Raw genomic sequence first — 14,722 nt, 5'->3', positions numbered from 1 at the left:
CCTGATCCGGGCCGTTCACCGTCGGCCCGGATTGTGGCCAAATTGGGGCCGCCGGCCGGCAATCAACCTTCGGACAAACTCCCCCTTGACGACCCCCCGTTCCGTTGGGTACACATGCGGCCTTCCCGGTGGCGGGTGTAGCTCAGTTGGTTAGAGCGCCAGGTTGTGGTCTTGGATGTCGTCGGTTCGAACCCGATCACTCGCCCCATTCCCCCCTTGTCGATGATTTATAGAACGCCCAACAGGGCGCCCAGCTCGTGCAGGCTGTCCAGCCGGCGGTAACGGGGGTGATCCGTCGGCGGCTCGGCCCGTTCGTGGGCCCAGGTCATGGCATAGGGGACATGGATCGCCGCCCCGCCGATCGCCAGCACCGGCAAGATATCGGACCGGACCGAATTGCCGATCATCACCGCGCTTTGCGGCCCGTCGCCATGGCGGGCGAACAGCGTCCGGTAGGTCGCCTCGTCCTTTTCCGAGACGATTTCCACCGCGTCGAACAATTCGGCCAAGCCAGAGCGGGCCAGCTTGCCTTCCTGGTCGAACAGGTCGCCCTTGGTGATCAGCACCGTCTTCAACCCCAGGGCGCGCGCCGCGTCCAGCCCGGTCCGGGCGCCGTCCAGCAGATGGGCCGGATGGGCCAGCATGTCCTTGCCGCGATCCAGCAATTCCTGGATCACCGCGTTGGGCACCTGGTTGCCCGACACCTCCAACGCCGTCTCGATCATCGACAGCACGAAGCCTTTGATGCCATAGCCGAACAGGGCCAGATTGGCGATCTCGGTGGCCAGCAGCTTCTCGGCCAGGTGGTCGGCCGGGCAGAACGGCGCCAGCAATTCGGCGAAGCGCTGCTGGGTCGCCCAGAACAAGGGCTCGTTGTGCCACAGCGTGTCATCGCCGTCGAAGGCGGCCAGGGTCAGTGCGCTCACAGCGCCGCCCCCAGCCGCTCCAACTCGGCCTGGTTGGCGGGCAGGCCGACCCGCAACAGATTGGGCCGGCCCAAGAAGGCGCGGACCAGGATGCCGGCCCGGCCCAGCCGGTCATAGATCATTGCCGCCTGCGGGTGCGCCGCCAGCCGGAACAGGCTGGTGCCGCCGACCACATTCAGGCCGGCCCCGATCAGCACCTCGTCCAGGCGGTCGGCCTGGCTTGCCAGATGCGCCCGCGTTGCCTGGGCCCAGCCATCGTCGGCCAGCGCCTTGGCCGCCACCGCCAGCGCCATGCCCGACACCGGCCACGGCCCCAGCCGGGCGGTCAGCGCGCGGCCCAGGGCAGACCCGGTCAGGGCGAACCCCAGCCTGAGACCGGCCAGGCCGTAGAACTTGCCGAACGAGCGCAACACCACCAGGCTGTCCGAGGCGCTGGCCGCCACCGACAGCTCGGGGGTGACCTCGCCGAAGGCCTCGTCCACCACCAGCAAGCGGCAGCGTTCGGCCAGGGCCAGCAGATGGGCCGGCAAGATATGGCGGCCGTCGGGATTGTTGGGATTGACCACGACCACCACCTCGCCGGCATCCGGCAAGGAATCGATCTCGGTGACTTTATGGCCGGCCAGCGACCAGGCGCGAGCGTGCTCGCCATAGGTCGGGCCGACCACCGTGACCGCCGACGGGGCTTGCGAGAAGGCCAGGGCCAGGATCAGCGCCGAACTGCCGCCGGCCATCACCAATTCGGCCGAAGGACAGCCGAAGGCATGGCGGGCGGCGGCCCGGGCCGCCTGTTCCTCTGGCTGTCCCGGCAGGCGGGTCCAGCAGGCCCCCGGCAGGTGGCCGACCGGATAGGACCACGGATTGATGCCGGTCGACAGGTCCAGCCAGCCGGCGGCGGGCTTGCCCCAGCGGGCCTCGGCCGCCGCCAGGTCGCCGCCATGGACGGGAAGCTCTAACGCCATAGGTCCAGCACCGCCTCGACGGGTTCTTCCTTGAAGGGACGGCGGTGATAGGCGCGGGCGCCGTCCAGGAACACCGGCAGCAGCACCTCGGCCAGATTGTCGCGGTCGATGCCGTCCTGGACGATGCCGCGATCCTTCCATTGCGGATGATGGGCGACCTCAGAGGGTTCCAGCACCGGCTCGAAACAGCAATCGACCGGCGCCAGCAATGCCACCCAGGCATCGCGATCCTTGCCGCGAAACAGCGTGTCGAGGTCCGAGATCAGCTCGTTTTGCGGCATCGGCTCGGACTGGCGGGTGATCCAGTGCGGCCGCTCGACCGCGATGCAGAAGCGTTCCCAGAACTTTTCCTCGATGGCCGCCAGGGCGACGAAGCGGGAATCGGCGGTCTTGTAGATGCGATAGAAACCAGCCCCGCCATTGATGATGTCGTCCTCGCGCCCGACCGTGCCGAACCGCTTGGCCGCCGTCAGCACGCCGCCCATCCACGACAACGCCGCTTCCGACAAAGACAAGTCCAGCCGCGCCCCCTTGCCGGACACGCCCCGGCGGACCAGGGCCGACAGGATGCCGATCACCGCCAGCATGGCGCCGGCATGGTCGGCCAACGGCGGGAAGGTCATCACCGGGCGATCAGAGGTGCCGCTGGCCCACAAGCCGCCGGTCAGCGCCACATAGGTCAAATCATGGCCGGCCACCGGAGCCAGCGGCCCGGTCTGGCCGTAGCCCGACAGCGAACAATGGATCAGGCGGGCATTCAGTTCGGCCAGACGCTCAGGGTCAAAACCCAGCCGGGTCAGCACGCCGGGGCGATAGGCCTCGACCAGCACATCGGCCTTGGCCAGCAGGCCGGCCAGGGCGGCCTTGCCGCGCTCGCTTTTCAGGTCCAGCCGGACGATGGTCTTGTTGCGGTTGGCCAGCTTGTAGAAGGGCGTGGTGCCGTCGGGATCGACCGGCCCCATGGTGCGCATCGGGTCGCCGATGGGCGGCTCGACCTTGACCACCTCGGCGCCCAGATCGGTCAGCCATTGGGTGGCGAACGGGCCGGGGATGTATTGGGTCAGGTCAAGGACGCGAATTCCTTGCAGGCATTCGGCAAGCATCATGTTTCCCCTTGGATTATGTTTGCCCCTCGCCGGGCGCTCGCCTCCGCGAGCTTGGCCGCCGCCTCAATGGCGGCTGGAGCCCCGTGCGTCAAATGTGGCGCAAGGGGCTCTAGACCGACCAGGACGGTTTGCGCTTTTCCAGGAACGACGCCACGCCTTCCCTCGCCTCGTCGCCCTGGCGGCAATCGGCGAAACGGTGCGCGATCAGCCGCATCAGATCGGGGCCGGTCTCGGCTTCCGACAACAGGCGGATGGCTTCCTTCGAGCCGGCAATGGCCGCCGGCGCCCCCTTCAGGCAGGATTCGACGATGCGGTCACGCGCCTCGGCCAACTTGTCGGCCCCGACCACGGCATGGACCAGCCCGGTATGGAAGGCCTCGCGCGCGTCGAAACGCTCGCCGGTCAGCCAATAGCGGCGGCTGGCCCTGCCCCCCATGGCGGCGATCACCTGCGGCCCGATGATGGTGGCTTCCAGGCCCAGGCGGACCTCGGTCAGGGCGAAGCTGGCTTCCTCGGCGGCGACGGCGATGTCGGCGGCGGCCACCAGACCGACGCCGCCGCCCAGGGCGGCACCTTGGACCAGGGCGATCACCGGCTTGGGACAGCGATCGATGGCATCGACCATCACCGCCAATTGCATGGCATCGCGTTGGCCGTCTTCGCGGGATTGGTCGGCGCCGCGCTTGACCCAGCTGACATCCAGGCCGGCGCAGAAGCTTTTGCCCTCGGCTTCCAGGACGATGACGCGCACCGAATCGGCGACGCCCAGCTTCTGGAAGGCCTGGGTCAAGTTGGCGATCAGGGAATCGTCCAGGGCGTTATGAACCTGCGGGCGGGTCAGCCTTAGGGTGGCGACCGCGCCCTCGACCTTCACAAGCAATCCGTTTTCCATGACGTTTCCCCGTTGCGGTTTCCGGCAGGATGCCGTGTTCCGGGGGAATTGTCATGTGGGTCCGGGTATTACTCCACCAGATCGCGATAGGCATGCCAACTGGCGTGACCGATCAGCGGCAGGGTCACCACCAGGCCTACGAAGAACAAGGACAGGCCGAACAGAGTGAAGAAGGCGATCAGCCCGGCCCACAGCATCATCGGCCGGAAATTGTGCCGCACCGTGTCCAGGCTGGTCAGCATGGCGGTCATGGCGTCGCATTCGGGGCGGTCGATCAGCATGGGGATGGCGATGGCGGTCATGGCGAACACCGCCAAAGCCAGCGCGCCGCCGGTCACGGTGCCGACCACCAGGAACGGCACGCTTTGCGGCGACAGCATGATGGCATCAACCAGATGGTCCAGCGAGGGCGGCGCCGAGCCGAAGAACAGCATGAATTCCAGCATCGCCAACCGCACCCAGGCCAGGAAGGCGATCAGCAGGAACATGCCGACCAGGGCGATCTGACTGCCGTTGCGCCGCAAGGCGCCGATGGCGTCGCCCAGACTGACATTCTGCCCCACCGTCAGGCGGCGGCTGACCTCGTACAGGCCGACGGCCGCCACCGGGCCGACCAGGGCGAAGCCGAAGGCCAGCGGCAGGATCAGATAGGCCATCTCGACCTGGTCCAGGAAGAACAGCAGCAGGAAGCCGATGGCGGTGAAGACGCCGCCGTAAAGATAGCTGACCCCCGGCACGGTGCACATGTCCAGCCAGCCGGCGGACAGCCACCGCCATGGATGGTCAAGGGTTACCGCCTTCAGATGAATCCCGTCGGTCGAATGGGTATCGCTGGCGCTGATCATGGCACGTCCTCCCTGCGGGATTTCCCCTTTGCAGAGGAGTTGGGAAGCGCACAGCCGGGATTAAAGGGGTGCCCTACTTTCCGCAGGTGCAACCGCCGCCGCAATCCTCGTCCTCGGCCTCGGGCTGGTCGTCGGGGCGGAAGATGGCGCCTTGGTAGATGCGGGCGACCCGCTCGTCCAAGGTGGCGGCGATGTAGTTGCGGCCCTGGTCGTCGGCCAGCATCTCCATGCCCAGCCGGCCCTGCTCGATGGCGGTGACCACGTCGATCTCGCTGGTCTCGAACGCCTTGGCGATGGCGCCGATCAGGGCGTTGATCTCGTCGAACATCTCGCGGTTTTCCATCTAAACCTCCTTGGCGGGTGCCGCCTTATAACCGACAGCGCCGGAGAAAGTCACGCGCGGGAAGCGCTTGCGCCCGAATGCCCCGGCTGGTTCAATCGCCGGATGAATCACACCCCGCCCCGCGCCCTGCTTCTCGACATGGACGGCACCCTGGCCGACAGTCTGGGCATCATGCGCCAGGTATTCGCCCGCCTGATGGCCGAACTGGGCCTGCCCGACACCGACCAGGCCTTCGACAGCCTGAACGGTCCGCCCCTGTGGCAATGCGCCAAGATCCTGGTGGCCCGCCACGGGCTGGGGCTCGAGGCTGCCGCCATTCATCGCCGCTGGCTGGACATCCTGGACGAGGAATATCCCAACGTGCGGGCCATGGCCGGCGCCCGCGAATTGCTGGACGAGGCCCATGCCCGTCAGTGGCGCTGCTGCCTGGTCACCTCGGCCGGGCGCGCCATGGCCCGGGAATGGCTGGCCCGCTCGGGCCTGGCGCCGCTGGTGCCACTGGTGGTGGGCGGCGACGACGTCACCCGCGGCAAGCCCCATCCCGACCCCTATCTGGCCGGCCTGGCCCTGACCGGCGCGGCCGCCGGGGATTCGCTGGCGGTCGAGGATTCGCCCGCCGGCGCCATGGCCGCCCTGGCCGCCGGCATCCCCACCTGCCTGGTCGGGGGCCACCAGCCGCTGCCCGACGGAGCACGGCGCCTGGCCTCGCTGGCCGAGGTGCGGGAATTGCTGGTCAGCCGGTCGTCACCATGACGATAATCATCCACGCCGAACGCCCGCCCGCCTGAAAGGAGCCGCATGCTGCCCCATGTTCCCGAGGCCATCGCCATCGCCGGCCGCCTGATCGGCCAGACCCATCCGCCCTATGTCATCGCCGAACTGTCGGCCAACCACATGGGCGACATCAACCGCGCCTTCAAAATGATGGAGGAGGCCAAGGCGGCGGGCGCCGACGCGGTCAAGCTGCAGACCTACACCGCCGACACCATCACCATCGCCCATGACGATCCCAGCTTCGTCATCCAGGGCGGCCTGTGGGACGGGCGCTCGCTGCACGATCTTTACCAGGAAGCCCAGACCCCGTGGGACTGGCACCCGGCCCTGTTCGCCAAGGGGGCCGAGTTGGGCATCACCGTCTTTTCCACCCCCTTTGACCCCACCGCCATCGACCTGCTGGAAAGCCTGAACACCCCGGCCTACAAGGTGGCGTCGTTCGAGCTGGTCGATCTGCCGCTGATCGCCCGCATGGCCGCCACCGGCAAGCCGATGATCATGTCCACCGGCATGGCCAGCCTGGGCGAGATCGAGGAAGCGGTCGCCACCGCCCGCAACAACGGCTGCTACGACCTGATCTTGCTGCATTGCGTGTCGGGATACCCGACGCCACCGGCCGACGCCAACCTGCGCACCCTGCCCCACCTGGCCGCCGCCTTCGGGGTCCAGGCCGGCCTGTCCGACCACACCATGGGCGTCGCCGTGTCGTTGGCCGCCGTGGCGCTGGGGGCCACCGTGATCGAAAAGCACGTCACCCTGGCCCGCGCCGATGGCGGCCCCGACGCCGCCTTCTCGCTGGAACCGGCGGAACTGGCCGAACTGGTGCGCGGCACGCGGGCCGCCTGGGAAGCCTTGGGCCGCGTCACCTATGACGTCGAGGCGTCGGAAGCCGGCCTGCGCCAGTTCCGCCGCTCGCTTTACGCCGTCGCCGACATCGCCGCCGGCGAGGTGCTGACCGAGGCCAAGGTCCGCTCGATCCGGCCGGGCTTCGGCCTCAAGCCCAAATACCTGCCCGACATCCTGGGCCGCACCGCCCAGCGCGCCATCAAGCGCGGCGAGCCGATGGATTGGGACATGGTCAGCCCGAAGAAAAGCTGATCAGGCGCGGATATCCAGCGAGGCCCCGGTCTTCAGATAGCTGCCGGTGGCGGACCTGGACAATTCGTTGAGCGAGCCGGCCAACCGGGCGGTGAAGCGCTGCCTGTTGCCCAGTTCGTCGGACACCGCCGCCAGCAGCTCGCGCCGCGATGTCGCCGTCGTCAGCGCCGCCCGGACCGTCGACAAGGCCGCCTCGATTCCGGACTCGGTGGTCAGATCCAGTTGCGATACCCCAAGTTCCCTGGCGGTCAGCGGCTGCACCGTCACCGCGATGGTGCCGTTGGGCGAGCTGATGCGGACATTGGTGGTGGGGGTGCCGATCAGGTTGGTGCCGCCCGCCGACGACAAATCCACTGCCTGATCGATATTGGAGGCCGACTGGTCGGCCTCGGCCTGCAGGGCGAAAACATTGGTATCACCGCGATAGCTGGGTACCGACAGGCCTCGGGCCTTCTCGACGGTTTCCTTCAGGCTGGCCAGTTCGTTGATGACGGTGTCGGCGCCACTGACGGCGGCCGACAAGGCCAGCCGCCCCTCGCCCAGATTGAGCCCGACGGGGGCCTGGGCCGAGCTGCCGGACAGGCCGCTGACGCCCTGATTGAAACGGCGCAGCCCAGTGGCCGATGCGGCGTCCAACACGCCGACCGGGCGACTGACGAGTCCCTGTCCGTATCCGATCCCGCTGATCATGAGCGTTTCAGCCATGGGGAGGCCGGAATTCTACCGGCCCTGATGAAAAAAATATTAACACAATCAGGGACCTAGACACAAGGTCGCCCCGAAGATTCCCCTGGCGATCCCCCCGCCCCCGTGCTAGGCTTTGGATAGGAGCAATCTTCGACAGAATTGTCGATCTCGTCACCCGCAGCGGGACGAGGAGGTGCAGAATGGCTGGGAACTCAATTCAATTCTCTCTCTACCAGAGCATGGCGGATCGCGCGCGCTTGAATATCAAGCTCGGCTCGGCGCTGCGCATGGAAGAGGAAATACGGCGCATCAACGAGAAGTACGACGGCTCGAAGGAAAGCAACATCGAGCAACAAGTCGAGAAGTTGAGCGAAAAGGCGATCAACGTTTCCGACTATCTGTCGCGCGCCCAGACGGCGCTGAAGAAGATCGACGACATCCGCGACGAATTGATCTACATGCGGACCAATGCCGACGCCGGGGGCTTCGAGGCCTTCGACCACAATTTCAGCACCCTCAATCAATATGCCGGCGTCCGCTATCACCAGCCCGACAGCCTGATCGCCAATCCGACCAACGGATTGGGCCAATGGTCCGATCGGGTCGATCAGGTCGATGGCGGCCACGGCACGGTGATCTCGGTCGATCGCAAGTTCATCGGCAACGATTACTCGATCGAGCTGTCCGACGGCAGACGGCTCAATCCCAGCATCAAGTCCTATGCGATGGAAGGCGATGACGGGACCAAGCTGGAATTCTCGAAATTGTCGGTGACCTCGCTCGACAGCGGGACCGGGGCCATCACCTTCCATTACGACGATGGCGCAGCCGGCGTCGATTATACCGGCACGCTGACCCGCGGCGGCGGAACCGTGCTGAACGCCTGGCTTTACAACAATTTCGCCACCCAGGCCGACAAGGACCGGGCCGCCACGGATATCTCGGCCGCCCATCTGCGGATTTCCAGCGCCGAGCGCACGTTCCTGAACGACGAAGCCGGCCTGTCCGCCGCCCGCACCACCATGAAGGCCGAGGTCGACGAGCTGAACAAACAGTTCGCCGCCGTCGCCGAGGAAAATCTCGATGCCAAACAGGCGGAAATCAAGGCCGCCAAGGCACGCTTCGGCTTCCTCAACAATTCGTTGGCCCTGACCCAAGGCAACGCCACCGCGTTGATCCAGCAATTGACGATGAACGATTGGGGCGTCAAGAAGCTGTCGATGACCGACATCATGTTCCAGGCCCATGGCTATTGACCGCCTGAGTGCAGGGAAATCTTAATGCTTTGACAGCCAGGATTCGCGGGCGGGAGGATGCGCAGGTCGCACCACCGCCCGTTTTCCATGACCCGTAGTGGGAGTCACTCGTGAAAAAGTCCTTCGCTTCGCTCAGTGTACTTTTTTACGTTGATTCAAAAGGAGAAAAATAGGCTTGGGGCGGTCCTACGCCTATTTTTCATGTTTGACGGCCGCCTAAAGGCGGGAAAAGACCAAAACCCGCGCGGAGAGCTTGCTTGAGCACGGGTTTACCCAACAAAATCGGGGAAAAGTACACCGAGGCGAAGCCGAGGGACTTTTTCACGAACAACAGGGGATGACCGGTGCCGATTCTCAATACCTTCCGCCGTGACCTCGGCGACAAGCTTAAGGGCAAGTCCATCCTGGTGACCGGCGGCACCGGCTCGTTCGGCCACCAATTCGCCCGCACCGTCCTTGAACGCTACGACGTCCGCCGCCTGATCATCTTCTCGCGCGACGAGTTGAAGCAATACGAGATGGCGCGCGAATTCCCGGAAAGCCGCTATCCCGCCATCCGCTATTTCATCGGCGACGTTCGCGACCGCGAACGCCTGATGATGGCGCTTCGGGGCGTCGATATCGTCATCCACGCGGCGGCGCTGAAGCATGTGCCGGTGGCCGAGTACAACCCCACCGAATGCCTGCACACCAACGTCTGGGGCGCCGAGAATCTGGTGTGGGCGGCGCTGAACAACGACCTCGAGGCGGTGATCGCGCTGTCCACCGACAAGGCGGTCAACCCGGTCAACCTGTACGGCGCCAGCAAGCTGGCCGCCGAAAAGGTCTTCGTCGCCGCCAACAATCTGCGCGGCACCTCGCGCACCCGCTTCTCGGTGGTGCGCTACGGCAACGTGGTCGGCTCGCGCGGGTCGGTGGTGCCGCTTTATCAAAGCCTGATCAAGCAGGGCACCGACCATCTGCCGATCACCGACGATCGCATGACCCGCTTCTGGATCACCCTGCAGCAGGGCGTCGATTTCGTGCTGTCGTCCTATGATCTGATGACCGGCGGCGAAATCTTCATCCCCAAGATCCCGTCGATGCGCATCACCGACCTGGCCAAGTGCCTGGGTCCGAACCTTCCGCACCGGGTGATCGGCATCCGCCCGGGCGAGAAGCTGCACGAAGTGATGATCGCCGAGGAAGAATCCCGCACCGCCTTCGAATATGACGACCATTTCGTGATCCAGCCGATCATGCGGTTCGTCGAGACTGACGCCCCGGCCGCCGGCGGCAAGCCGGTCGCTGAAGGCTTCCGCTATGCCAGCGATTCCAACGATTGGTGGCTGAGTGAGGGCGAGCTGCTGGGAATGATCAGCCGCATGATGGTATGAGCCCGCCATTCCTGCCCTATGGGCGGCAGCTGATCGAGGATGACGATCTGGCCGCCGTCGCCAGGGTGCTGAAGGGCGATTTCCTGACCACCGGCCCCGAGGTCGCCGCCTTCGAGGCCGACCTGGCGGCCCGCTGCGATGCCCCCCACGCGGTGGCCTGCGCCAACGGCACCGCCGCCCTGCATCTGGCCGCGCTGGCCATGGGGCTGGGACCGGGCGACGCGGCCATCGTGCCGTCCCTGACCTTCCTGGCCACCGCCAATTGCGCCCGCTATGTCGGAGCCGAAGTGGTGTTCGCCGATGTCGATCCGGTCACCGGATTGATGGGGCCCGAGCATCTGGAACAGGCCTTGGCGCGGGTCGGCTCGCTTACGCCTCGCGCCGTGCTGCCGGTGCATCTGAACGGCCAGTGTGTCGATCTGGAGGCGCTGGCGCCCCTGGTCGCGCGTCACAATCTGGCGGTGATCGAAGATGGCTGCCACGCCCTGGGCGCCCGTCAGCGCCGGGGCGGCAATTGGGATGCGGTCGGCAGTTGCCGGCAATCGACCATGGCGGTGTTTTCGTTCCACCCGGTCAAGACCGCGGCGATGGGCGAAGGCGGCGCCGTCACCACCCGGGACGATCAGTTGGCGGCCCGGCTTATGCTCTTGCGCAGCCACGGCATGAGCAAGGATGCCGGCGCCTTCCTGTGTCCCGACCAGGCGTTCGATTCCGACGGCCAGGCCAATCCCTGGTATTACGAAATGGCCGCGCCCGGCTTCAATTACCGGGCCAGCGACATCAATTGCGCCCTGGGCCGCAGCCAGTTGGCCAAGCTGGACCGCTTCGTGGCCGAACGCTCCCGCCTGCGCGGGCTGTACCAACAGCACTTGGCCGGGCTGACCCCACTGGTACGGTCCGTGCCGCAGGTGCCGTGGTCTCTTCCGTCCTGGCACATCCAGGTGGTCCATATCGATTTCGCCGCCGCCGGCACCAGCCGCGCCCAGGTGATGCGCGCCCTGGCCGCCGACGGCATCGGCACCCAGGTCCATTATCTGCCGGTCCACCGCCAGCCCTATTACCGCCAGCGCACCGGCCTGCTGTCCCTGCCCGGGGCCGATGCCTATTATTCCGCCTGCCTGACCCTGCCCCTGTTCGTCGGCATGACCGACGACGATGTCGCCCGGGTGGCGTCGTCGCTGGCGCGCATCCTGGGGGGTGCGTCGTGATCGCCGTCCTGGGCCTGGGCTCGATCGGCCTGCGCCATGCCCGCAACCTGCTGTCGCTGGGCGTCCGGGTGATCGGCTACGACCCGTCCGAGGAACGCCGTTCGATGCTGGCGGCCGAAGGCGGCCTGCCGGCGGTTCATCGCGACGAGGCGCTGGCCGCCGCCACCGCCGCCGTGATCGCCTCGCCGTCGGGGCGGCATTTCGACGACATGCGGGCCGGCCTGGATGCCGGTTGCCATCTGTTCGTCGAAAAGCCGCTGGCCCACACCACCGAAGGCCTGGCCGCCCTGCTGGACCAGGCCGACGAATCCGGCAAGGTGGTCGCCGTCGGCTTCAATTTGCGCCACCACCCGGCGGTGCTGCAGGCGCAGCGCGCCATCCGCGAGGGCCATCTGGGCCGGCCGCTGTGGGCCAGGCTGGAACTGGCCGACTACCTGCCCCACTGGCGGCCCGGCACCGATTTCCGCCAGGGCTATGCCAACGACCCAAAGACCGGTGGCGTCATCTTCGACATCGTCCACGAATTCGATCTGGCCGCCTTCCTGCTGGGGGTGCCCGAGGTCAAGGCCTGTGTCGCCGCCCATACCGGCACCCTGGGCCTGGAATCCGAGGACCTGGCCGACATGGTGCTGGTCCATCCCGGCGGCGCGCAATCGCTGGTCCATGTCGATTTCGTCAGCCGGCCGCGGCGCCGCCACACCCTGGTCTATGGCACCGAGGCGGCGATGCATCTGGACCTTGATGCCCGCAAGCTGAGCATCGTCCGGGGCGACGGCGTCCCCTTGGCCGAGCACCAATTCCCCGGCGCCTATGCCGACGATTACCTGGACGAGATGACATCGTTCCTGGCCTGCTGCCGGGGCGAGGCCCAGCCTTCGTGCCCCGGCCGCGAAGCGCTGGACGTCCTTGACCGATTGATCACCGCCCGCCGCATCGCAGGATTGCCGTCATGAAGACCATCGCCATCATTCAGGCCCGCCAATCCTCGACCCGCCTGCCCGGCAAGGCCCTGATGGACCTGGCCGGCAAGCCGGTCATCGCCCGTGTGGTCGCCGCCGCCCAGGCCATCCCCGGCATCGACAAGGCGGTGGTCGCCACCACCGACCAGCCGGCCGACGATGCGCTGGCCGCCTGGTGCGCCGCCAACACCGTGCCCTGCCATCGCGGATCGGAAGAGGACGTGCTGGACCGCTTCCTGTTGGCCGCCCGCGCCGAGCAGGCCGACATCATCATCCGCCTGACCGGCGATTGCCCGCTGCTCGACCCGTGGGTGGCGGGCTCGGTGGTGGCGTTGCGCGCCGCCCGCAAGCTCGATTACGCCAGCAACATCGCCCCGGCCACCTGGCCCGACGGCCTGGATTGCGAGGTGTTCACCCGCGCCGCGCTGGAATCCGCCGCCGCCGAGGCCAATCGGCCGATGGAGCGCGAACACGTCACGCCTTACTTACGCGATAACCGCCACCGCTTCCGCCAGGAATGCGTCATCGCGCCGCTGCCCGGCCTGCAGGCCGAGCGCTGGACCCTGGACGAGGATAAGGATTTCGAGTTCCTTGCCGCCGTCCTGGCCCGCCTTCCGGCCAAGGCCGCCCCGCCTTCGTGGATGGAGGTGTGGGCGGTACTGGAAGCCAACCCGGACTTACGCGATATCAACCGCAAGATCGTCCGCAATGCCGGCTTCGCCAAGACGCTGCGGGCCGAGAAGGCGCCGGCCTGGCGCGGCGCCAAGGTCTCGGGCGAATTGCTGAAGCGGGCGGAAAAGGTCATCCCGCTGGGCAGCCAGACCTTTTCCAAAAGCCACATCCAATATCCGGCCGGCGCCCCGATGTTCCTGACCCACGGCCAGGGCGGCCGGGTGTGGGACGTCGACGGCAATTGCTATGTCGATCTGGTGTCCGGGCTGTTGCCGGTGGTGCTGGGCTATCAGGATCCCGACGTCGATCAGGCCATCCGCAGCCAATTGAACAACGGTATCTCGCTCAGCCTGGCCACCGAACTGGAAACCGAACTGGCCGAGCGCCTGGTCGAGATCATCCCCTGCGCCGAAGCGGTGCGGTTCGGCAAGAACGGCACCGACGCCACCAGCGCTGCCATCCGCCTGGCCCGCGCCTTCACCGGCCGCGACCGGGTGATCGCCTGCGGCTACCACGGCTGGCAGGATTGGTATATCGGCGCCACCGTCCGCCACAAGGGCGTGCCCGGTGCCGTCCGCGAATTGACCCACATGGCGCCCTATGGCGACCTGGACGCCCTACTGGCGTTGTTCAAGGCCCATCCCGGCGAGATCGCCGCCCTGATCATGGAGCCGATGAACGCCGTCGAGCCGCCTGCCGGTTATCTGGAGCAGGTCAAGGACATCGTCCACGCCCATGGCGCGCTGTTGGTGTTCGACGAGGTAATCACCGGTTTCCGCTATGCCCTGGGCGGCGCCCAGGCCTTGTTCGGCGTCACCCCCGACCTTGCCTCGTTCGGCAAGGCCATGGGCAACGGCATGCCCATCTCGGCGGTGGTCGGCCGCGCCGACATTCTGCACGAGATGGAGAACATCTTCTTCTCGGGCACCTTCGGCGGCGAGACCCTGTCGCTGGCCGCCTCGATCGCGGTGATCGACAAGATGAAATCCCAGCCGGTGATCGAGCGCCTGTGGCAGATGGGCGAGGTGCTGGCCACCGAGACCGAGGCTTTGGCCGCCAAGCACGGCCTGTCGGACGTGGTGTCGATGGTCGGCAAGGCGCCGTGGAAGATCTTCGCCTTCAAGCCGCATCCCCAGGCCCGGGTCGAGGCGATGAAGACCTTGTTCTCGTACCATGTGATGCAGAACGGCGTGCTGCTGCTGGCCAGCCACAATCTGTGCTATGCCCACACCGAGGACGATCTGGGCGTGGTGTTGCGCGCCTATGACACGGCGTTTGGCCGCGTCGCCGAGGAATTGGCCACCGGCAAACTGGAAGAGCGCCTGCCCTGCAAGGCAGTCGAGCCGATCTTCAAGGTGCGGTGACAGCGGGGCTTGAGTCTGCCTGGCTTTGGCTGAAGCACAGTTCCTCCACCCGTCATGGCCGGGCTTGACCCACTGCTGTCCGGTTTAATTTTCGGGCTCATAGCAACACCATCTGATTGGGAGCGCCCCTGGGGCTGCGGTCGTCTCCGATTAGGCGGTCGATGCGGCGCAGGTGCATGAGGTTGGCGCGGACCAGACGGGCAAAGGCAAGCGGGCTTTGGACCAATTTCTGGGCCGTCTGGGCCAGGCGCAGC

14 protein-coding genes, 1 tRNA gene and 1 pseudogene are annotated in these 14,722 nt (G+C 66.5%); 8 read left to right on the top strand and 8 right to left on the bottom strand.

The window, feature by feature from the left end; all coding sequences use genetic code 11:
- Positions 1 to 131: 131 nt before the first annotated feature.
- Positions 132 to 208, top strand: a tRNA-His gene (locus A6A05_RS08970).
- A gap of 19 nt (positions 209 to 227) precedes the next feature.
- Here A6A05_RS08970 and A6A05_RS08965 read toward each other — a convergent pair.
- From A6A05_RS08965 to A6A05_RS08940, 6 genes are all read right to left on the bottom strand, one after another.
- Positions 228 to 926, bottom strand: a complete 699-nt coding sequence (locus A6A05_RS08965) for an HAD family hydrolase (protein WP_068499561.1) — start codon at positions 924 to 926, stop codon at positions 228 to 230.
- Positions 923 to 1,888, bottom strand: a complete 966-nt coding sequence (gene cobD / locus A6A05_RS08960) for a threonine-phosphate decarboxylase CobD (protein ID WP_068499559.1) — start codon at positions 1,886 to 1,888, stop codon at positions 923 to 925. The genes A6A05_RS08965 and cobD overlap by 4 nt, the downstream gene beginning before the upstream one ends.
- Positions 1,879 to 2,994 carry a CaiB/BaiF CoA transferase family protein gene (locus A6A05_RS08955; RefSeq protein WP_245644245.1) on the bottom strand — a complete coding sequence of 372 codons (1,116 nt, stop codon included), beginning with the start codon at positions 2,992 to 2,994 and terminating at the stop codon, positions 1,879 to 1,881. Before A6A05_RS08955 ends, cobD begins: the two co-directional genes overlap by 10 nt.
- Before the next feature lie 109 nt (positions 2,995 to 3,103).
- Positions 3,104 to 3,886: an enoyl-CoA hydratase-related protein gene (locus tag A6A05_RS08950; RefSeq protein ID WP_068499558.1), complete on the bottom strand. Its 783-nt coding sequence runs from the start codon at positions 3,884 to 3,886 to the stop codon at positions 3,104 to 3,106.
- A 68-nt stretch (positions 3,887 to 3,954) separates the two neighbouring features.
- On the bottom strand, positions 3,955 to 4,731 hold the full coding sequence (locus A6A05_RS08945) for a DUF2189 domain-containing protein (protein WP_068499556.1): 777 nt from the start codon (positions 4,729 to 4,731) through the stop codon (positions 3,955 to 3,957).
- Positions 4,732 to 4,804: 73 nt separating this feature from the next.
- Positions 4,805 to 5,074 carry a hypothetical protein gene (locus A6A05_RS08940; RefSeq protein ID WP_068499554.1) on the bottom strand — a complete coding sequence of 90 codons (270 nt, stop codon included), beginning with the start codon at positions 5,072 to 5,074 and terminating at the stop codon, positions 4,805 to 4,807.
- 102 nt (positions 5,075 to 5,176) lie between these two features.
- On the opposite strand from A6A05_RS08940, the gene A6A05_RS08935 reads away from it, so the two are divergent.
- Both A6A05_RS08935 and pseI read left to right on the top strand, forming a co-directional pair.
- On the top strand, positions 5,177 to 5,827 hold the full coding sequence (locus A6A05_RS08935) for an HAD family hydrolase (protein WP_068499552.1): 651 nt from the start codon (positions 5,177 to 5,179) through the stop codon (positions 5,825 to 5,827).
- A 45-nt stretch (positions 5,828 to 5,872) separates the two neighbouring features.
- Entirely contained in the window at positions 5,873 to 6,946 is a 1,074-nt protein-coding gene (gene pseI, locus A6A05_RS08930; RefSeq protein WP_068499550.1) for a pseudaminic acid synthase, read from the top strand.
- Here the strand turns inward: pseI and A6A05_RS08925 are convergent, their stop codons facing one another.
- Positions 6,947 to 7,636, bottom strand: coding sequence for a hypothetical protein (locus A6A05_RS08925; RefSeq protein ID WP_156520978.1), 690 nt, complete (start codon positions 7,634 to 7,636; stop codon positions 6,947 to 6,949).
- A 254-nt stretch (positions 7,637 to 7,890) separates the two neighbouring features.
- Here A6A05_RS08925 and A6A05_RS08920 point away from each other — a divergent pair, with 254 nt between their 5' ends.
- The 5 genes from A6A05_RS08920 (at position 7,891) to A6A05_RS20135 (ending at position 14,468) form a co-directional block, all read left to right on the top strand.
- The gene (locus A6A05_RS08920; RefSeq protein WP_156520977.1) at positions 7,891 to 8,889 is read left to right on the top strand and encodes a hypothetical protein; all 999 of its coding nucleotides are present in this window, start codon (positions 7,891 to 7,893) and stop codon (positions 8,887 to 8,889) included.
- A 344-nt stretch (positions 8,890 to 9,233) separates the two neighbouring features.
- On the top strand, positions 9,234 to 10,265 hold the full coding sequence (gene pseB / locus A6A05_RS08915; protein WP_245644244.1) for a UDP-N-acetylglucosamine 4,6-dehydratase (inverting): 1,032 nt from the start codon (positions 9,234 to 9,236) through the stop codon (positions 10,263 to 10,265).
- The gene (pseC, locus tag A6A05_RS08910) at positions 10,262 to 11,473 is read left to right on the top strand and encodes a UDP-4-amino-4,6-dideoxy-N-acetyl-beta-L-altrosamine transaminase (protein WP_068499544.1); all 1,212 of its coding nucleotides are present in this window, start codon (positions 10,262 to 10,264) and stop codon (positions 11,471 to 11,473) included. Before pseB ends, pseC begins: the two co-directional genes overlap by 4 nt.
- Positions 11,470 to 12,426, top strand: coding sequence for a Gfo/Idh/MocA family protein (locus tag A6A05_RS08905; protein WP_068499539.1), 957 nt, complete (start codon positions 11,470 to 11,472; stop codon positions 12,424 to 12,426). The genes pseC and A6A05_RS08905 overlap by 4 nt, the downstream gene beginning before the upstream one ends.
- Positions 12,423 to 14,468, top strand: coding sequence for an aminotransferase class III-fold pyridoxal phosphate-dependent enzyme (locus tag A6A05_RS20135; protein WP_082910828.1), 2,046 nt, complete (start codon positions 12,423 to 12,425; stop codon positions 14,466 to 14,468). The genes A6A05_RS08905 and A6A05_RS20135 overlap by 4 nt, the downstream gene beginning before the upstream one ends.
- A gap of 97 nt (positions 14,469 to 14,565) precedes the next feature.
- Here A6A05_RS20135 and A6A05_RS21800 read toward each other — a convergent pair.
- A pseudogene (locus A6A05_RS21800) lies at positions 14,566 to 14,722 on the bottom strand (IS4 family transposase); the annotation flags it as partial.

This window comes from Magnetospirillum moscoviense (assembly GCF_001650635.1).
Classification (GTDB): domain Bacteria; phylum Pseudomonadota; class Alphaproteobacteria; order Rhodospirillales; family Magnetospirillaceae; genus Magnetospirillum; species Magnetospirillum moscoviense.
The sequence above is the reverse complement of the archived record's forward strand: the minus strand, read 5'-3'. Positions and strand labels throughout refer to the sequence as shown.

Bases quoted from the DNA above. Each gene is read 5' to 3' on its own strand.
- cobD (WP_068499559.1), bottom strand. From the start codon at position 1,888: ATGGCGTTAGAGCTTCCCGTCCATGGCGGCGACCTGGCGGCGGCCGAG.
- A6A05_RS08955 (WP_245644245.1), bottom strand. From the start codon at position 2,994: ATGATGCTTGCCGAATGCCTGCAAGGAATTCGCGTCCTTGACCTGACC.
- A6A05_RS08950 (WP_068499558.1), bottom strand. From the start codon at position 3,886: ATGGAAAACGGATTGCTTGTGAAGGTCGAGGGCGCGGTCGCCACCCTA.
- A6A05_RS08945 (WP_068499556.1), bottom strand. From the start codon at position 4,731: ATGATCAGCGCCAGCGATACCCATTCGACCGACGGGATTCATCTGAAG.
- A6A05_RS08940 (WP_068499554.1), bottom strand. From the start codon at position 5,074: ATGGAAAACCGCGAGATGTTCGACGAGATCAACGCCCTGATCGGCGCC.
- A6A05_RS08935 (WP_068499552.1), top strand. From the start codon at position 5,177: ATGAATCACACCCCGCCCCGCGCCCTGCTTCTCGACATGGACGGCACC.
- pseI (WP_068499550.1), top strand. From the start codon at position 5,873: ATGCTGCCCCATGTTCCCGAGGCCATCGCCATCGCCGGCCGCCTGATC.
- A6A05_RS08925 (WP_156520978.1), bottom strand. From the start codon at position 7,636: ATGATCAGCGGGATCGGATACGGACAGGGACTCGTCAGTCGCCCGGTC.
- pseC (WP_068499544.1), top strand. From the start codon at position 10,262: ATGAGCCCGCCATTCCTGCCCTATGGGCGGCAGCTGATCGAGGATGAC.
- A6A05_RS20135 (WP_082910828.1), top strand. From the start codon at position 12,423: ATGAAGACCATCGCCATCATTCAGGCCCGCCAATCCTCGACCCGCCTG.